This window comes from Paludisphaera sp., assembly GCF_037189885.1.
Taxonomy (GTDB): Bacteria; Planctomycetota; Planctomycetia; order Isosphaerales; family Isosphaeraceae; genus Paludisphaera.
The window spans coordinates 1-22,763 of record NZ_JBBCIR010000010.1 but is presented as its reverse complement, the minus strand read 5'-3'; the positions used below and the strand labels follow the sequence as shown (position 1 = coordinate 22,763).

22 protein-coding genes are annotated in these 22,763 nt (G+C 71.4%); 11 read left to right on the top strand and 11 right to left on the bottom strand.

The genetic code is table 11. From position 1 onward, the window contains the following. The first annotated feature begins 151 nt into the window (after positions 1-151). Both WG209_RS04225 and WG209_RS04220 read left to right on the top strand, forming a co-directional pair. Positions 152-829, top strand: coding sequence for a response regulator transcription factor (locus WG209_RS04225; RefSeq protein WP_337173760.1), 678 nt, complete (start codon positions 152-154; stop codon positions 827-829). Beyond that, entirely contained in the window at positions 826-2,229 is a 1,404-nt protein-coding gene (locus tag WG209_RS04220) for an ATP-binding protein (RefSeq protein WP_337173759.1), read from the top strand. The genes WG209_RS04225 and WG209_RS04220 overlap by 4 nt, the downstream gene beginning before the upstream one ends. Here the strand turns inward: WG209_RS04220 and WG209_RS04215 are convergent. The 4 genes from WG209_RS04215 to WG209_RS04200 form a co-directional block, all read right to left on the bottom strand. Beyond that, the gene (locus WG209_RS04215; protein WP_337173758.1) at positions 2,211-3,740 is read right to left on the bottom strand and encodes a hypothetical protein; all 1,530 of its coding nucleotides are present in this window, start codon (positions 3,738-3,740) and stop codon (positions 2,211-2,213) included. The genes WG209_RS04220 and WG209_RS04215 overlap by 19 nt on opposite strands. Next, a complete protein-coding gene (locus WG209_RS04210) occupies positions 3,737-4,738 on the bottom strand; it encodes a glycosyltransferase family 2 protein (protein ID WP_337173757.1) in 1,002 nt (333 codons plus the stop codon). The genes WG209_RS04215 and WG209_RS04210 overlap by 4 nt, the downstream gene beginning before the upstream one ends. Beyond that, the gene (locus WG209_RS04205; RefSeq protein ID WP_337173756.1) at positions 4,735-5,802 is read right to left on the bottom strand and encodes a lysylphosphatidylglycerol synthase domain-containing protein; all 1,068 of its coding nucleotides are present in this window, start codon (positions 5,800-5,802) and stop codon (positions 4,735-4,737) included. The genes WG209_RS04210 and WG209_RS04205 overlap by 4 nt, the downstream gene beginning before the upstream one ends. Before the next feature lie 118 nt (positions 5,803-5,920). Beyond that, on the bottom strand, positions 5,921-7,396 hold the full coding sequence (locus tag WG209_RS04200; RefSeq protein WP_337173755.1) for a DUF1501 domain-containing protein: 1,476 nt from the start codon (positions 7,394-7,396) through the stop codon (positions 5,921-5,923). Positions 7,397-7,789: 393 nt separating this feature from the next. Between WG209_RS04200 and WG209_RS04195 the strand changes: the two genes are divergently transcribed. Next, entirely contained in the window at positions 7,790-9,169 is a 1,380-nt protein-coding gene (locus WG209_RS04195) for a DUF1501 domain-containing protein (protein WP_337173754.1), read from the top strand. Positions 9,170-9,179: 10 nt separating this feature from the next. Here the strand turns inward: WG209_RS04195 and WG209_RS04190 are convergent, their stop codons facing one another. The 3 genes from WG209_RS04190 to WG209_RS04180 all read right to left on the bottom strand — a co-directional run bounded on the left by WG209_RS04190 (position 9,180) and on the right by WG209_RS04180 (position 13,760). Beyond that, entirely contained in the window at positions 9,180-10,751 is a 1,572-nt protein-coding gene (locus WG209_RS04190) for a bZIP transcription factor (RefSeq protein WP_337173753.1), read from the bottom strand. 137 nt (positions 10,752-10,888) lie between these two features. Beyond that, a complete protein-coding gene (locus WG209_RS04185) occupies positions 10,889-12,664 on the bottom strand; it encodes a DUF11 domain-containing protein (RefSeq protein WP_337173752.1) in 1,776 nt (591 codons plus the stop codon). 151 nt (positions 12,665-12,815) lie between these two features. Beyond that, positions 12,816-13,760, bottom strand: coding sequence for a hypothetical protein (locus WG209_RS04180; protein WP_337173751.1), 945 nt, complete (start codon positions 13,758-13,760; stop codon positions 12,816-12,818). Positions 13,761-13,988: 228 nt separating this feature from the next. Between WG209_RS04180 and WG209_RS04175 the strand changes: the two genes are divergently transcribed. Both WG209_RS04175 and WG209_RS04170 read left to right on the top strand, forming a co-directional pair. Next, the gene (locus tag WG209_RS04175) at positions 13,989-15,110 is read left to right on the top strand and encodes a hypothetical protein (protein ID WP_337173750.1); all 1,122 of its coding nucleotides are present in this window, start codon (positions 13,989-13,991) and stop codon (positions 15,108-15,110) included. Between the two features lie 119 nt (positions 15,111-15,229). Next, entirely contained in the window at positions 15,230-17,005 is a 1,776-nt protein-coding gene (locus tag WG209_RS04170; protein ID WP_337173749.1) for an NADPH-dependent assimilatory sulfite reductase hemoprotein subunit, read from the top strand. 65 nt (positions 17,006-17,070) lie between these two features. On the opposite strand, the gene WG209_RS04165 is transcribed toward WG209_RS04170, so the two are convergent. Next, entirely contained in the window at positions 17,071-17,601 is a 531-nt protein-coding gene (locus WG209_RS04165; protein WP_337173748.1) for a general stress protein, read from the bottom strand. A gap of 138 nt (positions 17,602-17,739) precedes the next feature. Between WG209_RS04165 and WG209_RS04160 the strand changes: the two genes are divergently transcribed. The 6 genes from WG209_RS04160 to yidD all read left to right on the top strand — a co-directional run bounded on the left by WG209_RS04160 (position 17,740) and on the right by yidD (position 20,484). After that, the gene (locus WG209_RS04160) at positions 17,740-18,168 is read left to right on the top strand and encodes a cytidine deaminase (RefSeq protein ID WP_337173747.1); all 429 of its coding nucleotides are present in this window, start codon (positions 17,740-17,742) and stop codon (positions 18,166-18,168) included. A gap of 65 nt (positions 18,169-18,233) precedes the next feature. After that, complete coding sequence (locus WG209_RS04155; RefSeq protein ID WP_337173746.1) at positions 18,234-19,214, top strand: DnaJ C-terminal domain-containing protein; 981 nt, start codon at positions 18,234-18,236, stop codon at positions 19,212-19,214. 55 nt (positions 19,215-19,269) lie between these two features. Further along, positions 19,270-19,584 carry a chaperone modulator CbpM gene (locus WG209_RS04150; RefSeq protein ID WP_337173745.1) on the top strand — a complete coding sequence of 105 codons (315 nt, stop codon included), beginning with the start codon at positions 19,270-19,272 and terminating at the stop codon, positions 19,582-19,584. 11 nt (positions 19,585-19,595) lie between these two features. Then, positions 19,596-19,865 carry a hypothetical protein gene (locus WG209_RS04145; protein ID WP_337173744.1) on the top strand — a complete coding sequence of 90 codons (270 nt, stop codon included), beginning with the start codon at positions 19,596-19,598 and terminating at the stop codon, positions 19,863-19,865. Further along, positions 19,862-20,263, top strand: coding sequence for a ribonuclease P protein component (rnpA, locus tag WG209_RS04140; protein WP_337173743.1), 402 nt, complete (start codon positions 19,862-19,864; stop codon positions 20,261-20,263). The genes WG209_RS04145 and rnpA overlap by 4 nt, the downstream gene beginning before the upstream one ends. Then, entirely contained in the window at positions 20,260-20,484 is a 225-nt protein-coding gene (yidD, locus tag WG209_RS04135) for a membrane protein insertion efficiency factor YidD (protein WP_337173742.1), read from the top strand. The genes rnpA and yidD overlap by 4 nt, the downstream gene beginning before the upstream one ends. A gap of 595 nt (positions 20,485-21,079) precedes the next feature. On the opposite strand, the gene WG209_RS04130 is transcribed toward yidD, so the two are convergent. From WG209_RS04130 to WG209_RS04120, 3 genes are all read right to left on the bottom strand, one after another. Next, positions 21,080-21,940: a hypothetical protein gene (locus tag WG209_RS04130; RefSeq protein WP_337173741.1), complete on the bottom strand. Its 861-nt coding sequence runs from the start codon at positions 21,938-21,940 to the stop codon at positions 21,080-21,082. 10 nt (positions 21,941-21,950) lie between these two features. Further along, the gene (locus WG209_RS04125; RefSeq protein ID WP_337173740.1) at positions 21,951-22,178 is read right to left on the bottom strand and encodes a hypothetical protein; all 228 of its coding nucleotides are present in this window, start codon (positions 22,176-22,178) and stop codon (positions 21,951-21,953) included. A gap of 152 nt (positions 22,179-22,330) precedes the next feature. Then, a complete protein-coding gene (locus WG209_RS04120) occupies positions 22,331-22,474 on the bottom strand; it encodes a 30S ribosomal protein THX (RefSeq protein WP_337173739.1) in 144 nt (47 codons plus the stop codon). Positions 22,475-22,763: the final 289 nt, after the last annotated feature.

Here is a 22,763-nt window from a genome sequence, read left to right as displayed (position 1 = left end):
GAGGAAAAGCGCCAGCCCGGCGTGACCATCGCGCTTCGCCTCGGTACTCTAGAGGGGGTTGGGACGCGGGTGCCGCGGCCTGGTCCGCGAGCGCGCCCCGTGGGGTCGCCCCGAGGTCGGCGGGCGTCCGACCCGAGTACGAGGGAGAGTCATGCCGCGCCTGCTTGTCGTCGAGGACCAGCCCAAGCTGCTCCAGAGCCTGGAGCGCGGGCTCCGCGAGGAGGGGTACGAGATCCTCACGGCCTCCGACGGCGAGACCGCCTACGAGCTGGCCGGGTCGAGCCTGATCGACGCGATGGTCCTGGACCTGATGATCCCCCGTCGCGACGGGATGGACGTCCTGCGGTCGCTCCGCGCCGACGGGTTCAACAAGCCGGTCCTGATCCTCACCGCGCGCGACGACGTCGACGCGCGGGTGGCGGGGCTCGACGCGGGCGCGGACGACTACCTCGTCAAGCCGTTCGCCTTCGCCGAGCTGGTCGCGCGCCTCCGCGCCCTGATCCGCCGCGACGTCGTCAGCCGCGAGCTGTCGTTCCGGGCCGACGACCTGGAGATGAACCTGCTGGAGCGGACCGTCTCCCGCGGCGGCGTCGACATCGACCTCACCCGCCGCGAGTTCGAACTCCTGGAATTCCTCCTCCGCCACAAGAACACCCCCGTCACCCGCGACATGATCGGCCGGCGGGTGTGGAAGGAGGGGTCCGGGCCCCCGACGAACACGATCGACGTCTACATCACCCTGCTGCGGAAGAAGATCGAGCGGCCCGACCGCCCGGCGCTGATCCACACGGTGCGGGGCGTCGGATACATGCTGAAGGACGAGGGATGACGGCCCGGCTGCCGATCCGGTGGCGGCTGACGCTGTGGTACGGCGCCGTGCTCGCCGCCGTGCTGATCATCTTCGCCGGGGCCGTCGACCTGCTGATGGCCCGCGTGCTCCAGCGGCGGACCGACCACAACCTGGAGCACCAGGTCGCCGTGATCGAGGAGCAGATCGAGCGGATGCGGGACGCGGCGACGCTGCGCGAGCACCTCGCCTCGTTCTTCCGCAGCCACCCCGCGTTCGAGATGCAGGTGAGCGAGGCCGGCGACCGGGCCTGGCTCCGCTCCGAACGGATCGCGGAGGTGGGCCTCCCCCGCCCCTCGTCCCCGCCGAAGGCGCCAGGCGAGGAGGTCTACGAGGACGTCGTCGTCGCGGGGATCGGCCGCGCCCGCATGTGCAGCAAGTGGATCGAGACGCCCCACGCCTCGCTGCTGGTCCAGGCGACGATGGGGACGGACATCAACCGGGAGCACCTGGGCGAGTTGCGGAGCGTCTTCGCGGCCACCGGCCCCGTCCTCCTGCTCGCCGCGCTGGGGTGCGGATACTTGCTGGCGAGCAAGGCGCTGGCGCCCGTCGAACGGCTGGCCGCCGAGGCCGACCAGATCACCGTCTCGCGCCTCGACCACCGCCTGGCCACCCCCAACCCCGACGACGAGCTGGGCCGGCTGGCGCGGACCCTCAACGGCATGATCGCGCGGCTGGAGCGCTCCTTCGAGAAGATCCAGCGCTTCACCGCCGACGCCGCCCACGAGCTGCGCACGCCCCTGGCCGCCATGCGGAGCGAGGCCGAGGTCACGCTGCTGGCCGATCGCGACCCGGCCGAGTACCGCCGGACCCTGGAGAGCATGCTGGAGGAGATCGAGCACCTCACCCAGCTGACGGACGACCTGCTGACCCTCTGCCGCGAGGACGCCCAGGTCCGGCCCTCGTTCGAGGACACCCGGCTCGACGAGGTCGTCCTGGAGGCCCTCGCGACGATGGCGCCCGTCGCGGACAAGCTCGGCCCGCGGCTCGTCGCCGAGGACTTGACGCCGTGCGTCGTCCACGGCGACCACGACCAGCTACACCGCGTCGCGGTCAACCTGATCGACAACGCGGTGAAGTACAACGCGGCCGGGGGCCGCGTCGAGGTCTCGCTCGCGCTCGAGGACGGGCAGGCCCGCCTCACGGTCGCGGACGACGGGATCGGGATCCCGTCGGAGCACCTGCCCAAGCTCTTCAAGCGCTTCTACCGCGTGGACGCCGCCCGGCCCCGACGGTTCACCTCGACCGGCCTGGGCCTCCCCATCTGCCGGTCGATCGTCCAGTCGCACGGCGGCTCGATCGAGATCCGCAGCGAGCCGGGCGAGGGGACGCGGGTGGTCGTCTCCCTCGCCGCGCGGCCGGCTCACCTGGGCAACGGATAGAGCCCCAGGTGCTCCATCATGTCCTGGATCCAGGGATGGGTCCACGGCATCCGCATCGCGTAGCCCACCGACATCACCGAGATGAACAGGGCCAGCGTCGCCAGCCGCCGGGGCCACGGCCGCGACGCGATGGCGTCGAGCGCCGGCGGGAGCATCAGCAGCCAGAACGGGATCAGCCAGAAGAGCCACCTCAAGCCCTGGGCCGACCCGCCGTAGTTCCGCGCCTTGGGGTTCCAGGTGTAGAACGCCAGCAGGATGATCGTGAGCGCCAGGTTCATCCAGGCCACCGCCGAGAGCGCCCCGCGACGCCGCAGGAGGCCGACCAGCCCGAAGGCCGCGACGAGGAAAATCGGCGAGAGCGACCAGAAGCCGTGATGCCCCAGCGTCATGTGGAACAGGTACGTCGCGTACGACTCCCCGACGATCCCGCGCCGCTCCGCCTCCGCCGGGTCGGTCCACGGCAGGTTCAGGGCGTCCAGCTCCATCGGCGTCCGCCAGAGGCTCCCCTCGAACATGTAGGCGTCGGTGCCGAACTCCTCGTACGCCAGCTTGAACGCGCCGAACGCCGCGTACTGGCAGGCCATCAGCGCGACCAGCGGCGCGATCGCCGCGGGCGTGAACCAGGCCAGCGTGGGCCGCGGGAACCGGACGATCAGCAGCAGGCCGAGGATCGCCAGGAACGCCAGCGCGGGGAGTTCGCACGTCGCGGTGAACCCCGCCAGCAGGCCGAGCAGCGCGAACCGCCAGGGGCGTCCCGCCCCGTCGTCCCAGATCCTTATGAAGAGGTAGAGCGCGAAGAACGCCGAGAACGCCGCGATGGTGTGGTTGTTGAGCGTCTGGGTGTACGGCAGCAGGAAGGTGCCGAACGCCGCGGCGAACAGCGTGTAGGCCCACGACCAATCGGTCCGCGCGTGGCGGTCGAGCAGCCGCGAGAGCAGGAGCAGGAAGCCCCAGAACGGGACGATGTTCAGCAGGATGAGGATCGGCTTGAAATAGAATATGTAGACCGGCCACTTCGCCGGCTGGTCCGGGGTGGTGAGCACCCCCTTCACCTTGCCCGGGTTGTCGGGGTCGGGGACCTGCGACCATCGCGGCTCGCGCTGCTGGAGCGTCACGCGGTCGAGCGGCACGCCGGTCGCGGCGCGGACGGGATAGAGGATGCCCGCCATGAGCGTGGGGAGGAGGGCCGGCTTGCTGGAGTAGTAGTGCTTGACCGGCTCGCCGTCGGGGCCGATTCGCTCGGGAATCGCGGGGATCTGGACCTTGTCCTGGGTCTCGGCGTGCCAGGGGCATTCGTCGATGACGTAGGTGCCGCGTTCCAGGAGGCTCCAGACGGTGCACCAGCGGGAGATGTCGTTGGCGCCCATCATGGTCGGCTGGCGGAGCAGGCAGCCCAGCGCCAGGGCCGTGGCCGAGGCGATGAGCAGCATCCCGAGGAGGCGTCGGGCCTCGCGGCCGGGGGGGGGGACGTCCTTCGGCGTGGCCTCGGGGTCGTGGTCGGGCGGGGTCATGGCGCCTCGGAGGTGGGGGGTGGGGCGGGCGGGGCGGCGACGTCGCGGCCCTCGGCGCCGATCGTCTCGGCGACGCTGTAGGTGTCCGAGGCGCGGAGGCCGTAGGACGTGACCAGCTCGGCCAGGAAGCCCAGGCTGAAGAGCTGCGCGCCGACGATCAGCAACGACATCGAGTAGGAGAGCAGCGGCCGGACGCCGATCGGCTGGGTGGGCTCGCCGATGGAGTGCTCGAAGGCCCAGAGCAGGGCGAGGTAGACCATCCCCAGCACGCCGAGCGCCGAGAGCGCCAGCCCCGTCCCGCCGATGACGTGCAGCGGGCGCTGGCGGAACCGCGTGAGGAAGACCACGGTCAGCAGGTCGAGGAAGCCCTTGAGGAAGCGGCTGAAGCCGTACTTGGACCGGCCGTGCTCGCGGCGGCGGTGGTTGACCTCGATCTCGCCGACGCGGAACCCCCTGGCGTGGGCCAGGGCCGGGACGAAGCGGTGCAGCTCGCCGTAGATGCCCACCTCGCGGATGACCTCGGCGCGGTAGGCCTTGAAGCCGCAGTTGTGGTCGTGGAGCCGGCAGCCGGTCAGGCGGCTGACCATCGCGTTGAAGACCCGGCTGGGGTAGACCTTGTGCCAGGGGTCGTGGCGGGTGCGCTTCCAGCCGCTCACGACGTCCAGGCCGGAGTCGATCCGCTCCAGGAACCGGGGGATCTCCGCCGGGTCGTCCTGCAGGTCGGCGTCGAGGGTGAAGACGCGGTCGCCCCGGGCGCGCTGGAAGCCGGCCGTCAGGGCCGACGCCTTGCCGAAGTTGCGGCGGAAGCGGATCGCGCCGACGCGGGGGTCGCGGGCGGCGATCTCGGCGATGGCGCGCCAGGAACCGTCGCGGCTGCCGTCGTCCACGAAGATGAACTCGACCTCGGCGCCCAGGCGGGCGAAGGCGGCGTCCAGCTCGCCGTGGAGGATCGGCAGGCTCTCCTCCTCGTTATAGACCGGGATGACGACGCTGATCATGGGGCTTCCGATAACGGGACCGCCTCCTGGATGGCCTCGGCGGCGGGGACGGTCTTCGCCGCGGCGGCCCCCATCGGGACCAGGATCAGGGCCGCGAGCAACTCCGCCGCGACCCAGGACAACCTCAACGCCAGGGCCGAGGCCGTCGCCAGGGCCGGGCCGAACGCCGGCCCCAGCGCGTACATCAGGATCCCCTCGCGCACGCCGAGCCCCCCGGGCGCGACCGCCACGGCGAAGCCCGCCACCATCGCCAGGGCGACGCTCGCCGTCGCGACCGGGACGGCGTCCAGGCCGATCGTCGCGGCGTCCGGCCCGGCCAGCCCCCGCGCCGCGGCCACCTGGCTGAGCCCCAGGAACAGCCAGGAGACCCCCGTGAGGACCAGTCCCCGCGCGAGCAGCCGGCCGTCGATCGCGGGCGCGGCGTCCGAGCCCACCCCGGGGACCTTGCGCAGCAGCATCCCGGTCGCCTTGCGGAACGACGGCGGCCAGACGATCGCCAGCAGCGTCACGCCCAGGCCGAACGACACGATGGCGAACAGCGGGAACGAGCGGATCTCCGTCATCCCCAGGATCGGCCGACTCAGCGGGACGACCGGCGAATCCCCCCCGGCGGCGAACAGCGCGGCCGCGACGAGCGACCCGGAGGCCATCATCGCCAGCGTCTCGTAGAACGTCGCGACCGCCGACGTCGAGGCCCGCGCCCCGTATGGTTTCGAGAGCGCGGCGCGCATCACGACCACCATGGCCTTGCCGGGGACGTACTTCCCCAGGTGGCTGACCAGGTAGGCCCGCTGGGCCCCGAACCGCGAGATGGGCGTCGGCCCGCGGTTCACGACGTCGCGGTAGAACTCGCCGCAGAGCAGCAGGCCGACGACGTAGGACAGCGCCGAGAGCGTCAGCCAGCCGGGGCGGAACGTCAGTTCGGCCTGGTCGCGGCCCAGCTCGTCCCAGGTGCGGAGGACGTGGCGGATCACGAACGCGAGGATGGCGAGGCCCACCGCCCCCTTGAGCGCGCGGACCATCGGCCTTCGCCAGCCGACCGGGCTCGGGGTTGGGGGGTTCACGGAGGGGACTCGACGCGGATGGGGGAGGGCGCGGGCCCCACGGTCGGGCCCGCGGTCGGCTATCAAGGTAACGGCCCCCCCCGAACCGGGCAAGGTCGGCCCCCGCGCGTCGAGGGGGTCAGGCGAGGACCTCGGGGATGACCTCGGCGTCGGGGACCAGGGTCATCGGGCGGCCGAGGCGGTCGTGGAGCATCGTCTCGGGGTCGATGCCCAGCAGGTGGTACATCGTGGCGAGGACGTCCTTGGGCGAGACGCGGCGGTCGACCACGTCGCCGCCGATCCTGTCGGACTTGCCCACGACGTTCCCCCTCGCCACCCCCGCGCCGGCCATGACGATCGAGTAGCAGCGCGACCAGTGGTCACGCCCGCCCCCCTGCACGTTGCCGATCTGCGGCGTGCGGCCGTGCTCGCTCAGCAGGACCACCAGGGTCTCGTCAAGCTGGCCGCGACGGTCGAGGTCAAGCAGCAGGCCGGAGAGGGTCATGTCCAGCCCCGGGAGGAGTTCGTACTTCATCCGCGGGAAGTGGTCCCAGTGCGTGTCCCAGCCGGTGCCGGCCAGGCCGTATTCATCCCAGAAGACCGAGACGAACCGGCCGCCGGCCTCGACGAGCCGACGGGCCGTGAGGGTGGCCTGGCCGAACAGGTTCATCCCATAGAGGTTCCTGGTGTCCCAGGATTCCTCGTCCAGGTCGAACGCGCGACGGAACGATTCCGACTGGAGGAGGCGATGGGCCATGTCGCGATGGCGATCCAGGCCGGGGTCCGGCGCGCCGCGACGGACGTCCTCCAGCTGCTGGAGCAGCGTCTTGCGGCGGTCGAGCTGGTCGATGACCACGTTGCCCCCGCCGAGGCCGCCGAGGCGGAACCGGCTCTCCGGGGTAATCCCGCGGTAAAGCTCGTAGTCGTCCCAGGAGAGCGAGGCCAGCGTCTTCTTGGCCTTCTTGGTCCCCTGCCCCACGAACTCGGTGCAGATCGGGTCGTAGGACTGGCCGAGGAAGCCGCCGAACGGCCCCGCGCGGGCGACCTCGCCGATGCGCTGGCTGCTGAACGCGAACGGCAGTTGCAGGTTGCGCGGCACCTCGGACTGGCGGCCGGCCGGCCGGGCCGCCTGGCCGTCGAGGTAATCGACCACCGATCCGATGTACGGCCAGTGAGCCGGGTCGCGCGGCGACAGCTCCATCGCCAGCGGTATCGACGGGTTCCCCGTCGTGGCGTAGGCGACGCCGTGGACCGGGAACGGGTGCGAGACCGACCGCACCACCGTCACCTTGTCCATCACCGTGGCCAGGCGAGGCAGGCCCTCGCAGAGGTCGAGCCCCGGAACGTTGGATGGGATCGAGCCGAACTCGCCGCGGATCTGCTCCGGGGCGTCGGGCTTGGGGTCGAAGGTCTCGATCTGGCTGTGCGCGCCATATAAGAAGAGGAGGATGCACGACTTCGCCTTGCCGAAGCTCGGCAGCGCGGTCGAGGCCGCCGCCGGTTTCGCCCGGCCCGCCAGGCTCGCGCCGAGGAAGCTCGCGCCGCCGACCTGCAACAGGTCGCGACGGGTCAGGCCGTCGCAGAGCCGCTTGGGACCGCCCAGCACGCGGATCATCGCCCGTCCCCCTTCGCCACGATTCATCGGCGACGGGCGCGCGCCTGTCGTCGGTTCTCGGAACCATACCCGGCCGCGGCGGCCGATTCAACAACGATCCAACCGAATCCCCGGGCGATCGTCCGCGACAGCGGGCGCGGAGGGGCCGTCGGGCGAGACGCGACGCCCGGTCTACGGGGCGATCAGGCGACGGGACGCGACCGCGTCGAGGCTGGCGACCGTCCGCGCGCCATCGCGAGGGGGAAGACCACCATTAACAAACATTCAGGCTCGAAAGCCTCCCCCGCCCCGACCGCCGCCTTGGCACGGTCGCCATCAAATGTTAAACTTCGGCGATCCAGGCCAGGTTCCATTCAGGACATCCGCGCTTACCGATCGGTGGGGGGGACGGCGATGAATCGACGTGACACGTCGGAGGCCCCGGGATTGAGGCTGACCCGGCGCGGTTTCGTGCAGGCGGGTTCGGGGCTGCTGGGGATGTCCCTGCCCGGGCTGCTGGCGGCGCGGAAGGCGTCTGCCGCGGCGGGGACGACGGGGAGGGCGCGGTCTGTGATCGTGATCCTCCTCAGCGGAGGGCTGGGGCAGCACGACTCGTTCGACATGAAGCCCGACGCCCCGGACGGCATCCGGGGCGAGTTCAACCCCATCCAGACGGCGGTCCCCGGCGTCCACTTCTGCGAGCACCTGCCGCGGCTCGCGGCGCGGGCCCGGGACCTCGCGGTGGTGCGGTCCATGTCGCACCGCGAGGGGAACCACCTGGTCGCCGTGCATCACGTGCTGACCGGGATGCCCTCGTTCCCGCGCGGGGCGAGCGACCTAGACCGCGTCGCCTCGCGCGACGACTTCCCCAACTACGCCTCGGTCGTCGACTACGTCCGCGGCAAGGGGGATGGCGTCCCCAACGGCGTGGCGCTCCCCCTGAAGCTGATCGAGGGCCCGCTGACCTGGCCGGGGCAGGACGCCGGCTTCCTCGGCCCCCGGCACGACCCCTGGCAGCTCCGGATCGACCCCAGCAATCCCGACGCCGGCGACGGCAGCCTGAGCCTCCCCGACGGGCTGGACGCCGAGCGTCTGCATCGGCGACGGCACCTGCTGTCGCAGGCCGCCGCCCCCGCGGTCGCGGGGGACGCCTTCCTCGACCAGCAGGACGCCGCGCTGGCGATGTTGTGCGACGGCAAGGTCGCCGCGGCGGTGGACGTGGACCGCGAGGACCCGGCGCTGATCGACCGCTACGGGCGGCACATCTTCGGACGGTCGCTGCTGACGGCGAGGCGGCTGGTGGAGGTCGGCGTGCCCGTGATCCAGGCGACGATGGGGATCGTCCAGACCTGGGACACGCACGTCGCCAACTTCCCTAGCCTCAAGGACAGGCTCCTCCCCGCCCTCGATCGCGCCGTCTCCGCCCTGCTGGACGACCTCAAGGCGCGAGGGCTGCTGGAGGAGACGCTGGTGGTGATGCTGGGCGAGTTCGGCCGCACGCCCCGGATCTCCCAGCTCACCCCCGGCGCGGTCCCGGGGCGCGACCACTGGCCGGCGGTCTTCCCGGCGGTCTTCGCCGGCGCGGGGGTGGTCGGCGGCCAGGTGATCGGCAAGTCCGACAAGCTGGGCGCCTACGCCGTGACCAAGACGTTCGGCCCGCCGGACCTCGCCGCGACGGTCTACCAGGCCCTCGGCGTCGACCCCGCGACCGAGCTTCGCGACCGCCTCGGCCGCCCGCTGCGGCTCTGCGCCGGCGACGTCATGGAGCCGCTCTACACCACGGCGGAGGTCTGACCGCGGGGCGTCAGAAGTCCGTCAGCCACTGGAGCTGGAACAGCGTGCCGGTCTCGCCGGCGCGGTAGCCGGTGATGAAGTTCTGGGCGGGGGAGCCCTCGATCCGCAGGACCTCCGCGGTGGTGCGCCAGGCGCGGGTGCCGCGGGGGTACCAGTTGACGCCCCCGCCGTACTCCACGCCCCCGCCGAACCGGCCGGTCACGAACGACGTCCGGGCGAACGCCTCCAGCTTGTGTCGCTTCAGGAAGTACCCGGCCTGGAGAAGGCCGCCGGTGTCGAACAGCGACCCGTAAGGGGACCGGCCCCCCACGGTGTTGATGTCGTTCAGCCAGCGGAAGAAGTACTCGCCGGAGATCCCCAGGCCGCGATACTTCATCGCCGCGTCGACCGTCCATAGCTGGAGGTGCGTCGACTCGACCTCCAGCCCGGGGCCGAGCACGCCCGGCCGGAACAGCGGCGTGCCGTCGGAGAGCCGGATCAGCGTGTCCTCGGGGTTGCGGATCGCCGCCAGGGTGAAGCCCTGGTTCGACTCGCGGGCGACGTTCAGGCTGGTCCCGAATCGGAAGCTGCGGCCCTCGTGGTACTCGACGTCCGAGACCCCCACGCCGTAGTCGTCGGTCGGCTCGTACCAGGCGGTCCCGCCGAACGCCAGCGACGACCCGACCCGCGTGGCGACCCCCTGCGTGAACCGGCTGTTCGAGTTCGCCAGCATCGCGACGTAGTTCAGCCCGTCGATCGGCTCCCCCTGGATCCAGACGCCCGGGCTGATGTTGGGCCGGAAGAAGGTGGTGGCCATCAGCCGCTCGGCGCCCAGCGTCCATCGGTAGGACTCGTACCACTCGCGCGTGCCGGGGATCAGCCAGTTCCCCACCCGCAGGTCGAGCGCCCGGCTGAAGCGATAGTTGATCCAGCCCAGATATACCGTGTCGTTGATCGGCGTGGACGAGAAGACGATGGCGGTGTACTGGAGCCTGGGGTCGATGCCGAAGCCGCTGAAGGTCACGAAATTGCGCGCGATCTCGATGGAATCGAAGCTCCGGATCGGCTGACTCGCCCCCCCGGCGTCGACCCACGATTCCCGGCTTCGCGAGAAGTTCTGGAACCGGGCCTGGGTGATGAGGTTGAAGCGCAGCTCGAACGGCACGCGCTGGGCGTCGTGGGGCCGGACCAGGACGAATTCCCCCGAGGCGTCGTCGTAGTCGCCGACGCGGAACCGCGATCCCGGTGGGGCCTCGTCGACGAACCTCGACGCCCCGGGGGCCGCGGCCGGCTCGGCCACTCCGGCCTCGGCGTCCAGCTCGTCCTCGGGCGAGAACGGCGCGAATGGCGAGGGGGAAGGCGCCGGCGGCGGCGGGATCGGGTCGGGCGCCGCGGGGGGCGCGTCGAGCCGGCGCGACAGCTCGTCCACCTTCTCCGACAGCGAGCGGTTGCGCTCGGCCAGCTCGGCGTTGCGCCGCTCCAACTCCTCCAGCCGCCGCGCCAACGCGTCCACGGCGGCCGTGACGTCGGCGGCGGGCTGCTGGGCCGTGGCCGTCGCGGCGAGGGTCGCGATCAGGAGAAGGGTGAACGACGCGCGGGCCATCCTGGACCTCGGGGGGGCGAGGCGGCGGGCCCGAAATCGGCCGCGTCCGCCCCATCCCCCTTCATCGGTCGTCCCGGCGTGATCGGTCCAGCGCGTCTCGAAAATGCCTCAAGACGCCGGGCCCTGACGGGCCGTCGTCAGCGGACGACGGCCTGGAACGAGACGTAGCCCTGGGCGCCGGGGGGGATGATCTCCTTGAGATCCCAGCGCAGCTCGGTGGATCCGGCCTGGTTCTCGTCGACGCGGAACTGGGCGCCGGCGGGGCCCTTGGCCGAGCCGGGGACGTACTCCAGCCGCGGGAGCAGGCTGTCGACGATGGCGACCGAGCGGATCGGCGTGTTGCCCATGTTGCGGTAGGCGATCGCGTAGGTCACCACGTCGCCGGGCTCGGCCTCGGAGACGTCCACGCGCTTCACGACGGCCAGGCCGGGGCGGTTCGGCGGGGTCTCGACGCCCGTCATCTCCAGCGTCGGGCGGCTGACGACGGCCTCGGCCGTCCCCTGCACCAGGTCCGCCACCACCGGCGCCTCGACCGTCTTGATCCCCGTCAGCTTCACGCGCTCGCGGGCGATCATCGGCGCCTGCCGGCGGGTCTCGACCTGGGCCGACTGGGTCAGCTCGCCGACCTTCAAGGCCTGGGAGTTGTCGTAGCCCATCGCGGCGCGGACTTCGGCGCCGACGCCTGGGAAGACCCGGCCCCGTTCGAGCTGCGCCCGGCGGCGGTCGCGGGCGAGCTGGGCGCCCTGGTTCTGGACCAGGCGGCGGACGTCGTCGGTCTTCTCGGCCTGGGCGGGGCTCTGGGCCAGGGTATTCAGGCGGATGCCGCGGACCTCGACGTTCTCGACGGTCCCGGTCGCGACCCGGATCTCGGCGAACCTCGGCGCGTAGATGCAGACGCGGTTGGTCGGCAGGATCTTGGGGTCGGGGTGGGCGTCGATGCCGACGTCGAACCGGATCACGGCGTCGCGGGGGTCGATGCCGGCGAGCGAGCCGGCGGGGCCGACGGCCGCCTTGTCGCCGCGGTCGCCGCCGTCGCAGAGGTATTCGTCGCGGGGGAGGGTCGGCCGGGCGCCGGGCTCCAGCGGCGGGCAGGCCGGGCCGCTCGGCAGCGGGCAGGGATCCATGCCGCGTGCGAACGCGCAGCGCCCGCCGGACATGGCGACGATGCCGTCGAGGGCGAAGTCGCCGGTGGCCCCGGCGTGGATCTCCTCCATGGTCGGCCGACGGCCGCCGACGCGGACGATCGCCACCACGCGCCCCAGCGCCGCCGCCACGCGGACGGGGTCCTCCGCCGGGCCGATCTCGACCGACGGGACGTGGTCCTTGGGCAGCTTGAGCGGCAACGCCTGGTCGGGGTCTTCCAGGTAGATCACCTTCGTGAGGAGCCGACCGCTGTCGACGACGTCCCACAGCTCCTCGTCGGTGAAGGCGACGCGGATCGGGTACTTGCCCGGGTCGATCTCGGCGGGGCGATGCAGGTGCCCGACGACCTGGACGACCGGGAACAGCTCGGCCTCGGGGCGGTTCGGGATGTTGGACAGGCGGAGCCGGTAGCCGACGCCGCGATTGAGGCCGACGGTCAGCAGGCCGCCGCCGTCACCGACGTTCGCGGGGGCCGGGCGCGGGGCCAGGACCTCCACCGCGAGCCCCTCCGACCCCTGGAAGCGGACCGGCTGGACGTTCGGGTCGGGGATCGGGCGGCCGGGGGCCTCGGCCTGGTCGGGGGAATGCGCGGGAGCGACGGCCGGGGGGGCCGGGTCGGTCGCGGCGGGCGCCTCGACGGGCGTCGGCGACGGCGCGGGCCCCTGGGCGATCGCGGTCGTCCCCACCGAGCAGGCGGCCAGGCCCAGGGCGATGGCGACGATCCCACCTCGGATCCACCGGTGGGCGAGTGGTGCGGCGAATCGGCTCATCGGCCTCGATCCTTGCTCGTGCTTGGGATTGGATGGGGACGGGGGGCGCGGGGCGGCCCGTCCCGCCGAAGGCCCCGCCGCGAGTCGTCGTCGAGACGATCGCGCCAGGGCCTTGGCGTCGCGGGCCTCCTGGTTCAGCCGGGGGGCCGGGTCAGAATTCCGGCGCCTCGGGTTCCAGGTCCAGGCTGTCGACGCCCGGGGCCGGGGGGACCGGCGCGTCGGCCGGCTCGGGCGCGACGTCGAGCGGCACGGTCTCGGCGGCCGGCGGGGCGGTCACGCCCGGCGGGAGGTCGCCCGGCGGCAGCTCGGTGACCGGCGGGACGACACCCGTGGTGGGCGAGGAGATCACCGGGGCCGGCGTGACGTTCCCGTCGATCGGCTCGCCGATGACGGCCGAGCTCCCCCCCTCCAGGTCGATGGCGCCGAGGCGGACGATCAGCAGGATCGTGCCCCGCTTGTCGGCCTCGATGATCGGGTCGACGCCCGGCTCCAGCCGGGTGGAGACCAGCGTCTCGACGCCCGCGACCGCCACTTCCTGGTACTTCGGATCCGGCAGGTAGATCACCTTGGTCACGAAGTTGCCGCCGTCGACGACCTGGTCGAAGTCCTCGGCCGTGAACTGGACCGGGATCGCGTTGTGCGCCAGGTAGGCGTCGGTGGCGGGGGTGGTCGGGGCGACCTCGATCGTGGGATAGAGCGCGACGTTGGGCCGGCCCGCGATCGAGGTGAGCTTCAGGCGGTAGATGTACCCCTGGTTGAAGTTGTACCGGCCGGGGACGACCAGCGGGGCGCCGTAGGCGCGCTCGCCGGTGGGGGCGGCGCCGGTCTGCCAGGAGATCGTCATGCCGTCCGGGTCGAGGAAGTAGACCTGGCTCTTGGTGTTGACGAAGCGGCGGCCGGCCGCGGCCGGGCCGGCTCCGCCGGGGCCGCCCCCCATGGTGGCGGCGTTGAACTGCGGGCCGCCCGGGGGCGGCGTGTGCGAACTCTGCACGACGTGGGGGCGCAGCCATTTCTTCAGGCCGACGCCCGCGTCTCCGTAGCCGAAGCCGTCGCCGGTGGCGGCCGCCGCCAGCAGCAGCACTCCGATGGTTTGCATGGAAATCCTCTCCAACTCCCGCGCCCCGCGGCCTGTTCGCGACCGCCCGCGACGGGGAGAATGTGTGTCTTCCTGACCCTTGCGACCGACTCGGCCCGGGGGCGGCGGACCCGCCGCCTCGATCAGGGCCGCGTCGCCGCGGCGCCTGCCGGACTTGCGTCTCCGGACGCCCAGGATTATGATCGGGCGTCGCCCCCATACCCTTGAGAAATAGCGTACATCCCGACCATGCGCATCAACCGGATCGCCCTTCAGCTCGTGCTCGCCGCGGCCCTCGCCGGCCCCCTGGCCGTCCCCTCGGCCCGCGCCCAGGCCACGGGCGGTCCGACGCAACCCCAGGCGCCGCAAGCCCCCGCGACGCCCGCCCCGGCCCCGCCGGGCGCCGCGCCGGCCCCCCAGCCGGACGAGCCCCCCACCGAGGCCGAGATCCTCATCGACCAGGCGATCAAGAAGGTCGCCGCCGTCAAGGCCGTTTCCGCGGAGCTGACCCAGGAAGTCAAGATGCTGGGGGAGAAGTTCCGGATCAAGGGCCGCTACCTCAAGGCCCCCGACGCCCGCGTGTACCTCCGGCTCGACGTCGAGGGCCTGCCGGGCTCGTCCGGGACCATGCTCCAGGTCTCCGACGGCGAGGTCCTCTGGGATTACTCGAAGGTCCTCGACGGCCAGTCGTACCGCAAGATCTCCGTGAAGCCCATCCTGGAACGCCTGGAGGCCCCCGAGCTGGACCCCACGCTCAAGGAGCAGATCCTCGCCAGCCTGGGCTTCGCCGGGCCCGACGCACTCCTCTCCGGCGTCCGCAAGGCCGTCCGGTTCGACCAGCACGACGAGGGGGAGTACGACGGCAGGCCCGTCCACATCTTCCACGGCGCCTGGCGGAGCCGCGAGGGGCTCACCGGGCCGGACCAGCGCCCCGTCCCGCCGCTGGGACGCCTGCCGTCCTACATCCCCAGCCACGCCACCCTCACCGTCGACAAGGAGACCGGCTGGCCCTACAAGCTGGACCTCTACGGCCTGAAGGACTCGATCGTCGCCGTCGACACCCGCAAGGTCGGCCTCGACGGCACCAAGATCGGCTCCAAGGCCAGCATCGAGAAGCAGGAGCCCAGCGAGCTGAGCCTCGTCTACTCCAACGTCCAGTTCGCCCCCGCCTTCACCGACGCCGACTTCGCCTTCCAGGCCCCCCCCAACGCCGAGGTCGAGGACAACACCGAGGTCATCCTCGGCGGCCTCAACCGCGCCATCGAGCAGATGGCCCTCCAGAAGCGCATGGAAGCCGCCAACGCCGGCTCCTCCCTCCCCACGACCATCGAAGTCCCCGCGCCCCCGCCGGCCGCCGAAATCCCCAAGTAAGCAAGGGGACACCCCCGCCCGCCGGGCCTGTCTCGGCGGGTGCCTTACGCCCCTGGCGGATACGTGACCAAATTCGCTATGATAGTGAAGATTCCCCGGAGTCTTCACGAGGTGCGACGATGACGACCGACGCCAGCGGCGCGACGCCGAAGTTGAGCAAGAACGAAGCCCTGAAGGCCGCCAGCGCCTACCTCCGCGGGATGATCGCCGACGAGCTGGTCGACGACGAACCGGCCTTCTCGGAGGACTCCGGCCAGATCCTCAAGTTCCACGGCACCTACGCCCAGGACGATCGCGACCAGCGATTGAGGCTGAAGAAGGAGAAGAAGGACAAGGCGCACATGATGATGGTCCGGCTCCGCATGGTCGGCGGCCGGATGACGGCGCATCAGTATCTCATCTGCGACGAGCTGGCGCGGCTGGCCGGCAACGGTACCCTCAGGATCACGACGCGGCAGGAATTCCAGTTCCACGGCGTCGACAAGCGGCACCTCGGCGTGGTGATCCGGCACCTCAACGAGCACTACCTCTCCACCCTCGCGGCCTGCGGCGACGTGGAGCGCAACGTCCTGGCCTGCCCCGCCCCGATCAAGGATCGCAAGCATGAGCAGTTGAACGAGGACGCCCAGGCCTGGGCGTCGCACGCCGCCCCCCGGTCCACCGCGTACTGGGACATCTGGCTCGACGGCGAGAAGATCGACAGCCTCCCCCCGGCCGGCCCCCCCCTGCTCCCCGAGCCCGGCGACGACCCCGTCGAGCCGATCCTGGGCAAGTCCTACCTGCCGCGCAAGTTCAAGACGGCCTTCGCCTTCCCGGACGACAACTGCGCCGACGTTCTCGCCAACGACCTCGCCTACCTGGCCGTCGTCGAGGGCGATTCGATCGTCGGCTACAATGTCCTCGCGGGGGGGAGCCTGGGGACCTCCCCCAGTGCGTCGAAGACCTTCGCGGCGCTCGCGGAGCCGCTGGGCTACGTCGCGCGTGACGGGGTGCTGGCGGTCGGCGAGGCGGTCGTCCGCGCCTTCCGGGATCTGGGCGACCGCTCGGATCGCAAGCGGGCCCGGCTCAAGTACGTCATCCACGACATGGGCATGCCGGCCTTCCGCGCCAGGGTCGAGGAGTACCTCGGCCGCGCGCTGGAGCCTTACCGCGAGGACGTCGTCGTCACGGACGTGGACGACCACATGGGCTGGCACGACCAGGGGGACGGCAAGCTGTTCCTCGGCATCCCCATCGAGAACGGCCGGATCAAGGACGAGGGGCCGTCGCGGATGCTCGCCGGTCTGCGGGCCTTCTTCGAGAAGTACCAGACCCCCTGCCGAATGACCTGCCAGCAGAACATCCTGCTCATGGACCTGGAGCCCGCCTGGCGCGACGAGATCGACGCCTGGATGCGGGAATACGGGATCGCGGGGGTCGACGACGTGTCGACCGTCCGCCGCTGGTCGATGGCGTGCCCCGCCCTCCCAACCTGCGGCCTGGCGGTGACCGACGCCGAGCGGGCCCTCCCCTCGGTGATCGACATGCTGGAGGCCGAGTTGGACCGCCAGGGCCTGGCCGACCTGCGGCTGACCGTCCGCATGACCGGCTGCCCCAACGGCTGCGCCCGGCCTTATAACGCCGATATCGGCCTGGTCGGTCGATCGGCCCGGATCGGCGAGGACGGCATCCCGGAGCCCGGGAAGTACACGATCTTCCTCGGCGGCCGGACCACCGGCGAGCGGCTCAACGTGGTCTTCAAGGACTACGTCCCGCACGACCAGATCGCCGCGGAGCTGGCTCCCGTCCTGACCCGCTTCAAGTCGGAGGGGCGCGACGGCGAGACCTTCGGCGACTTCTGCCATCGGGTCGTCGCGGTCGAGCCCGCCGACGTCGACGCGGTCGCCGCGACTTGAGACCCCGCCGGACGCCGACGGCCCGCCCCGGAGATCGGGGACGGGCCTCGGTCGGCCGCGGGATCTCAGACGCGGTTGCCCATCGTGGCGCGCGAGCTCATGTCGTATCCCTCGTTCGCCCGCAGGATGGCGAGCGCCTCGTCGCTTCGCTCGGCGGCGTTGACCGTCACGATGGCCCGCCCGGCCTCGAACTCGCTGTGGTAGTACTTGGCCTCCTCCTCCGGGATGCCGTAGCCGATCAGGACGCCGGCCAGGCCCGCGACGGCCGCCCCGGCCGCGGCGTTGGAGAGGATGACCCCCAGGGTGCCGGCCGCGATGGCCGGGCCGATGACGGGGACGACCCCGGAAAGGACCCCCAGGCCGGCGAGGGCGCCCAGCCCCAGGCCCGTCAGGACGCCGGCGACGCCCCCTTCCTCGGCATAGGTATCGCCCGTGTCGGCGGTCGCCGCGACGTCCGCCAGCTCTTCCGTGTGACGCATGGTCACGCCGATCTGGTCGTCTCGGAACCCCGCGCGCCTGAGTTCGGCCACGGCCCGATCGGCCGCCAGGCGGTCCTCGAAGACCCCGACCACGGTGGAACGCTGAGTGTGTGCCATGGATGCCTCCCGGTGCGTATTCGTCCTGGAATCCGGCGACCGCGGATTGCCTCCGCTCGCCTCCCGACGCTAATTGACTGAAAGCAAACGCCGCGCCCGAAGCGGGGATCGCGGCTTGCGTCCCGGAGATTCCGAAGTATGTTCATTCAGCCCGACGACCGCCGACGCCTCCTGGAGGCCGCCAAGCTCGCGGCCACCCGCGCGTACTGCCCATACAGCCGGTTCCCCGTCGGGGCGGCGGCGCTCTCCGGGTCGGGGAACGTCCACGCCGGCTGCAACGTGGAGAACGCCTCCTCCGGCCTGACCATCTGTGCCGAGCGGAACGCCATGGCCCAGTTGGTCGCCTCCGGGGAGTCCCCCCCCCGTCCCGTCGCCGTGCTGGTCTACACGCCGACCCCCACGCCGACCGCCCCCTGCGGCGCGTGCCGGCAGGTGCTCCACGAGTTCAACCCCGACTGCCTCGTCGTGCTCGCCTGCGACGGGCCGGACGCGATCGAGACGACGCTCGACCGCCTCCTGCCGGCCGCCTTCGGGCCGGCGGATCGCGACCGGGGCCGCCTCGCTTGAATCATTCCCGGGGGGGGCTAGAATAGGGTGGATCGATCCCCCGGGCCGGAAGGTCGTAAAGCGTTATGCCTGATCGAGATTACTACGAAGTCCTCGGAGTCGGGCGCGACGCCGCCCCGGACGCCGTGAAGAAGGCGTACCGGAAGCTGGCGCGGCAGTACCACCCGGACGTCAACCCGGGCGACAAGTCGGCCGAGAAGAAGTTCAAGGAGGTCCAGCAGGCCTACGACGTCCTCTCCGACCAGGAGAAGCGGGCGATGTACGACCGCTACGGCGCCGCCGGCTTCGAGGGGATGGGCGCGGCCGGCCCCAGGACCAGCGCCTCGGAGTGGTCGGCCCGGTTCGGCGACGCCGGCCAGCAAAACGTCGATTTCTCCGAGTTCTTCGGCGGCTTCGGCGGGGGCGCCGGCCCCGGCGTCGGTGGGGCCGAAGGGGGCGCGGGGCTGTTCGAGGACCTCATCGGCCGGATGCGCGGCGGCCGCGCCGCCGGCAGGCCCCGCCAGGGCCAGAACGTCGAGGCCCACCTGGCCATCCCCTTCCTCACCGCCGTCCGCGGCGGCCAGACCTCCATCACCGTCCAGCGCGGCGACGGCAAGGTCGAAAACCTGACCGTCAAGATCCCCCCCGGCGTGGACGAGGGCTCCAAGCTCCGCCTCAAGGGCCAGGGGGAGCCCGGCCCCAAGGGGGCGCCGGCCGGCGACATGACGATCATCCTCTCGATCGAGCCCCACCCGTACTACCGGCGCGAGGGCCGCGACCTCCTGGTGGAGGTGCCGCTGACGATCGCCGAGGCCGTGCTGGGGGCGAGGGTCGAGGTGCCGACGCTCGACGGCATGAAGCCGGTCCCGATCCCCGCGGGCACGTCCAGCGGCCAGAAGCTCCGGCTGAAGGGCCAGGGCGTCCCGGGGTCCGGCGGCAAGCCCGACGGCGACCTGTTCGTCGTCGTGAAGGTCGTCGCCCCCCGGAACGTCGACGAGGAGAGCCAGCGGCTCATCCGCCGATTCGCCGAGCTGAACGAGCAACGTCCGCGTGAGGGCCTTTGGTGAGCGTCGTCCTCGGCGAGTCGAGGCGCGTCCCCCCGCCACTTTCCCCGAGCCGGCCATGAACGAACGGATCATCGACCGAGAGAGCGTCGCCCGGCACCTGTCGATCTCGACCGAGATCCTCGTCCGCTACGAGCGGCTCGGACTCGTCCGATCCGTCCGCGAGGGGGAGGTCGAGGGTTACGAGCCCGCCGAGATCCGGCGGATCTGGTCGATCCTCAGCTACCAGCGCGACCTGGGGGTGAACCTCGCGGGCGTCGAGGTCATCCTCCGGCTGCGAGACCGGATGTCCCACCTGCACCGCCACCTGACCCACCTGGCCGAGGACCTCTCCTCCCTGGCCGAGACGCGGGACGCCGACGAACCCTCTTGAACGGGCCCCCCATGCCGCAAGCCCCCGACCCCGGGCCCCCGCCCAAGACCCGGCTGGGCAAGCTCCTCCGCGACCATCCCGAGGCCCGCGAGCCCCTGCGTCGCGCCGTGGGCTGGCTGCTGGGGGCCGTCCTGGCCACGATCGGCGCCATTTGCGTCCTGGCCATCTGGCACCTGCGCCGGCGGGCCGACCGACATCGCGCGGGGCCCGGCTCGCCCGGCGGCTGCGACCTGAACCCGCCCGACCCCCGGATCATGATCGACGAGGACCATCTCGCGTGACGACCCCGCCGCGGACCCTGACCTTCCGCCCCCACGAGCGCATCAAGGATCCGGCCGATTTCCGCCGCGCCTTCGACCGCAAGCGCTCCGTCTCCGACGCCCACCTCATCATCTATGGCGCGGAGAACGGCCTGGAGCACGCGCGCCTGGGGGTCTCGGTGTCCAAGAAGAAGGTCCGCAAGGCGACCGCCCGCAACCGGATCAAGCGGCTGATCCGCGAGGCGTTCCGGCTGGCGAAGGCCGACATCCCGCCGGGCGTCGACCTCGTGGTCCTCCCCCGGGGCCCGAAGCTCGACTTCGACGCCGCCCGCGCCTCGATGGCCGTCCTGGCGCGCGACGCCGCGCGTCGCCTCCGCGCCCCTCGCCGAGACAAGCCCAAGCCCCCGACCTCGCCGTGAGCCCCGCGCGACCCATCGTCGCGATGCTGGTCCTCGCCATCCGCGCCTACCAGAAGACCCTGAGCCCCCTGCTGGGCAACGTCTGTCGCTTCCACCCCAGTTGCAGCAACTACATGATCGAGTCGCTGCGCAAGCACGGCCTCGCCCGGGGCCTCGCCCGCGGCCTGCGACGCCTCTCCCGCTGCCACCCCTGGAACCCCGGCGGCTACGACCCACCGTGACTCGGCCCGCTCGCGAAGTTGGCTTCGTTCGCGCGCGCCCGCATCCTCAGTTTATGGTGTTAGTACCAATGTATTATGGCGTTGCGGCGATATCGAGTTGGCTCTGTTCGTCATTTCGAAGCGTCGCGCGGGCCGCATTCGCGGCGCCGCGAGAGCTATAAGCTAGTCGACGAGCGGAGGGCAAGCGACGCAAACGCACGCATGCACTCACCCGGCATTCTAGTGTCAGGGATGCCCCGTGACTCCGTGTATCTTCCGAATTGTCAAGGAGCGACGGACCGTCTCAACTCCTGGCATGCTCCGCGGACGGTTCGGCCAGATTTCAAGATTTTGGGAAATCACGGAGATCCGTTCCGAGGGCGGGAAGCGAATCGGTCAGTCGAGGCTGATTCCGCCCTTCCTCGCCCCGACGCTAGACGCCACGCGCGGAATGCCATCCTCCTCCACTCGTGGTGAGTCTGTCCGAAACGACCCCGCGAAGAAGTTAGCCCCCTTCTCCTACGAAGGGAGAAGGCATGCTTGTACTCGCCCATTCCCAGGGCTCTCGGAAGCGCGTCCACGCTTGACGCGTGGATCGCGGATCAGGCGCGCGGATTCAGTCGAGGGACCAGCGACGGGGCGAGGTGACTTCGAAGCGGCCCTTGGGGGGGGAGAAGCGGACGCCGAGTTGGTGGAGCATCTCGGGCTGGTGCTTGGCGAGGAGGTATTTCATCACCACCTCGTCCGAGGGGGGCATGCCGGGGTCCTGGAAGACGACGCAGAGGCGGCAGATGGCCTGCTTGGTCTTCGCGTCCCAGACCTCGATCAGCCCGTGCGTCTTGCGCGGGATGCGGTAGTACTTGTCGCCGTTGAGGATGGTGATGCAGTCGAACTGGCAGAACTCGTGGAACTCCTTCGGCTCCACGACGTCGCGGACCAGCTCGGCGGCGACGAGTTCCGGGACGCCCTGCTGGTAGTCGGCGGCGTCGACCCGGACGGGCTCGTCGGAGGTGGCCTGGGGCTGGCTCTTGCCCTCGATGACCCGGAAGATCTCGCTCTCCACGAGCTTCGCGTAGCCCGACCTCAGGGCCTGGCTGGCGATGACAAGCTGCGTGAACGAGGAGGCGACGGCGACGACTTCGAAGGCGAAGGCCGACGCCTCGCGCTGGAGCTTGTCCATCCAGTACCGGAGCATCTTCGTCCGGTCGGACTCGGAGTAGCGGAACCGGCGGGGTCCGACGTCGGGGATGGTCAGGTCGACCTCGCTCCGGCGGCCGTCGAGGGTCTGGAGGACGCTGTCATAGGACGCCTCGCCGCGGACGAAGCGCGCGGCGGCGTCGGCGTGGCGCGTGGTGCGGACGCGGACGACGCGATGGGTGGGCCGGGCGAGGAAGACGACCTCGCGGGAGTAGGGGTCGGTCGCGCAGCGTTCGTCGGCGACCTCGATCTCCCAGCGCAGGTATCCGGTGCGGATCATGCGCCGGCCCTCAGCCGCCCTGGACGGCCGGGACGATCAGGATCTCCGGGGCCGTGGCGTCGAACTGCTTGATGAGGCGGGTCTGGCCCGGCCCGTCGAGCCGGAAGGCCATGCGGCCGGGGGTGGCGTGCTCGGCGAACTGGGCCGCCGCGGCCTCGATGGTCTCGGGGAGGCGCTTGTCCCATTCGGCGAGCGTGAGGTCGCCGTGCCCGGTCTTCAGGAGGCGCAACTTGGCCATGTGCGTTGGATCCTCGCTCCGTCCGTCCCTACGATCGTCCGTCCTTTCGGCCCCGGCATCCCCGCGATCCCGTCGGGAGATCGCGGGCCGCGTTCAAGTCGGGTCGGCGCGGCGGGGCGAGGCGGCGCCCCGCCCCCGCGATCGGAAGGGCCTCAGCCCTGGGCCGCGGCCGGGGCCTCGGCGGCCTTCGCGGCGGCCGCCTTGGCCTTGCGAAGCGTCGACGCCTTGGGGCGGCTCTTGCCGAAGGTCCCACGAGCCACCTTGCCCCGCTTGCTCCGCCTGTCACCCTTGCCCATCGTAGCCGTCCCCTCTGTGAATCGTCCGTTCGTTCGACCGGTCGTCGCGTCGACGTCGCGGGCGGGGGATCGCCCCCGATGCCCCGCCGTCGCATCGACTCCATGATAGCGAGCGGACGGCCGCCCGCCCACCTCGGTTGTAGAGGAGTTCACGATAGCGAGGGGATGCTCCGGTTTGCAACTCCTGGCGCGTGAGATGGCGGGCAGGCGGGGGGCGACCGCGATCGATCGCGGGCCCCTCGCGGCCGCGAATGGTCGCGCGCCCGCCGCCGATCGGGCGGCCGGGCGC

Coding starts and splice junctions, on each gene's coding strand:
- WG209_RS04225 (WP_337173760.1), top strand. CDS start 152: ATGCCGCGCCTGCTTGTCGTCGAGGACCAGCCCAAGCTGCTCCAGAGC.
- WG209_RS04220 (WP_337173759.1), top strand. CDS start 826: ATGACGGCCCGGCTGCCGATCCGGTGGCGGCTGACGCTGTGGTACGGC.
- WG209_RS04215 (WP_337173758.1), bottom strand. CDS start 3,740: ATGACCCCGCCCGACCACGACCCCGAGGCCACGCCGAAGGACGTCCCC.
- WG209_RS04210 (WP_337173757.1), bottom strand. CDS start 4,738: ATGATCAGCGTCGTCATCCCGGTCTATAACGAGGAGGAGAGCCTGCCG.
- WG209_RS04200 (WP_337173755.1), bottom strand. CDS start 7,396: ATGATCCGCGTGCTGGGCGGTCCCAAGCGGCTCTGCGACGGCCTGACC.
- WG209_RS04195 (WP_337173754.1), top strand. CDS start 7,790: ATGAATCGACGTGACACGTCGGAGGCCCCGGGATTGAGGCTGACCCGG.
- WG209_RS04190 (WP_337173753.1), bottom strand. CDS start 10,751: ATGGCCCGCGCGTCGTTCACCCTTCTCCTGATCGCGACCCTCGCCGCG.
- WG209_RS04185 (WP_337173752.1), bottom strand. CDS start 12,664: ATGAGCCGATTCGCCGCACCACTCGCCCACCGGTGGATCCGAGGTGGG.
- WG209_RS04180 (WP_337173751.1), bottom strand. CDS start 13,760: ATGCAAACCATCGGAGTGCTGCTGCTGGCGGCGGCCGCCACCGGCGAC.
- WG209_RS04175 (WP_337173750.1), top strand. CDS start 13,989: ATGCGCATCAACCGGATCGCCCTTCAGCTCGTGCTCGCCGCGGCCCTC.
- WG209_RS04170 (WP_337173749.1), top strand. CDS start 15,230: ATGACGACCGACGCCAGCGGCGCGACGCCGAAGTTGAGCAAGAACGAA.
- WG209_RS04165 (WP_337173748.1), bottom strand. CDS start 17,601: ATGGCACACACTCAGCGTTCCACCGTGGTCGGGGTCTTCGAGGACCGC.
- WG209_RS04160 (WP_337173747.1), top strand. CDS start 17,740: ATGTTCATTCAGCCCGACGACCGCCGACGCCTCCTGGAGGCCGCCAAG.
- WG209_RS04155 (WP_337173746.1), top strand. CDS start 18,234: ATGCCTGATCGAGATTACTACGAAGTCCTCGGAGTCGGGCGCGACGCC.
- WG209_RS04150 (WP_337173745.1), top strand. CDS start 19,270: ATGAACGAACGGATCATCGACCGAGAGAGCGTCGCCCGGCACCTGTCG.
- WG209_RS04145 (WP_337173744.1), top strand. CDS start 19,596: ATGCCGCAAGCCCCCGACCCCGGGCCCCCGCCCAAGACCCGGCTGGGC.
- WG209_RS04130 (WP_337173741.1), bottom strand. CDS start 21,940: ATGATCCGCACCGGATACCTGCGCTGGGAGATCGAGGTCGCCGACGAA.
- WG209_RS04125 (WP_337173740.1), bottom strand. CDS start 22,178: ATGGCCAAGTTGCGCCTCCTGAAGACCGGGCACGGCGACCTCACGCTC.
- WG209_RS04120 (WP_337173739.1), bottom strand. CDS start 22,474: ATGGGCAAGGGTGACAGGCGGAGCAAGCGGGGCAAGGTGGCTCGTGGG.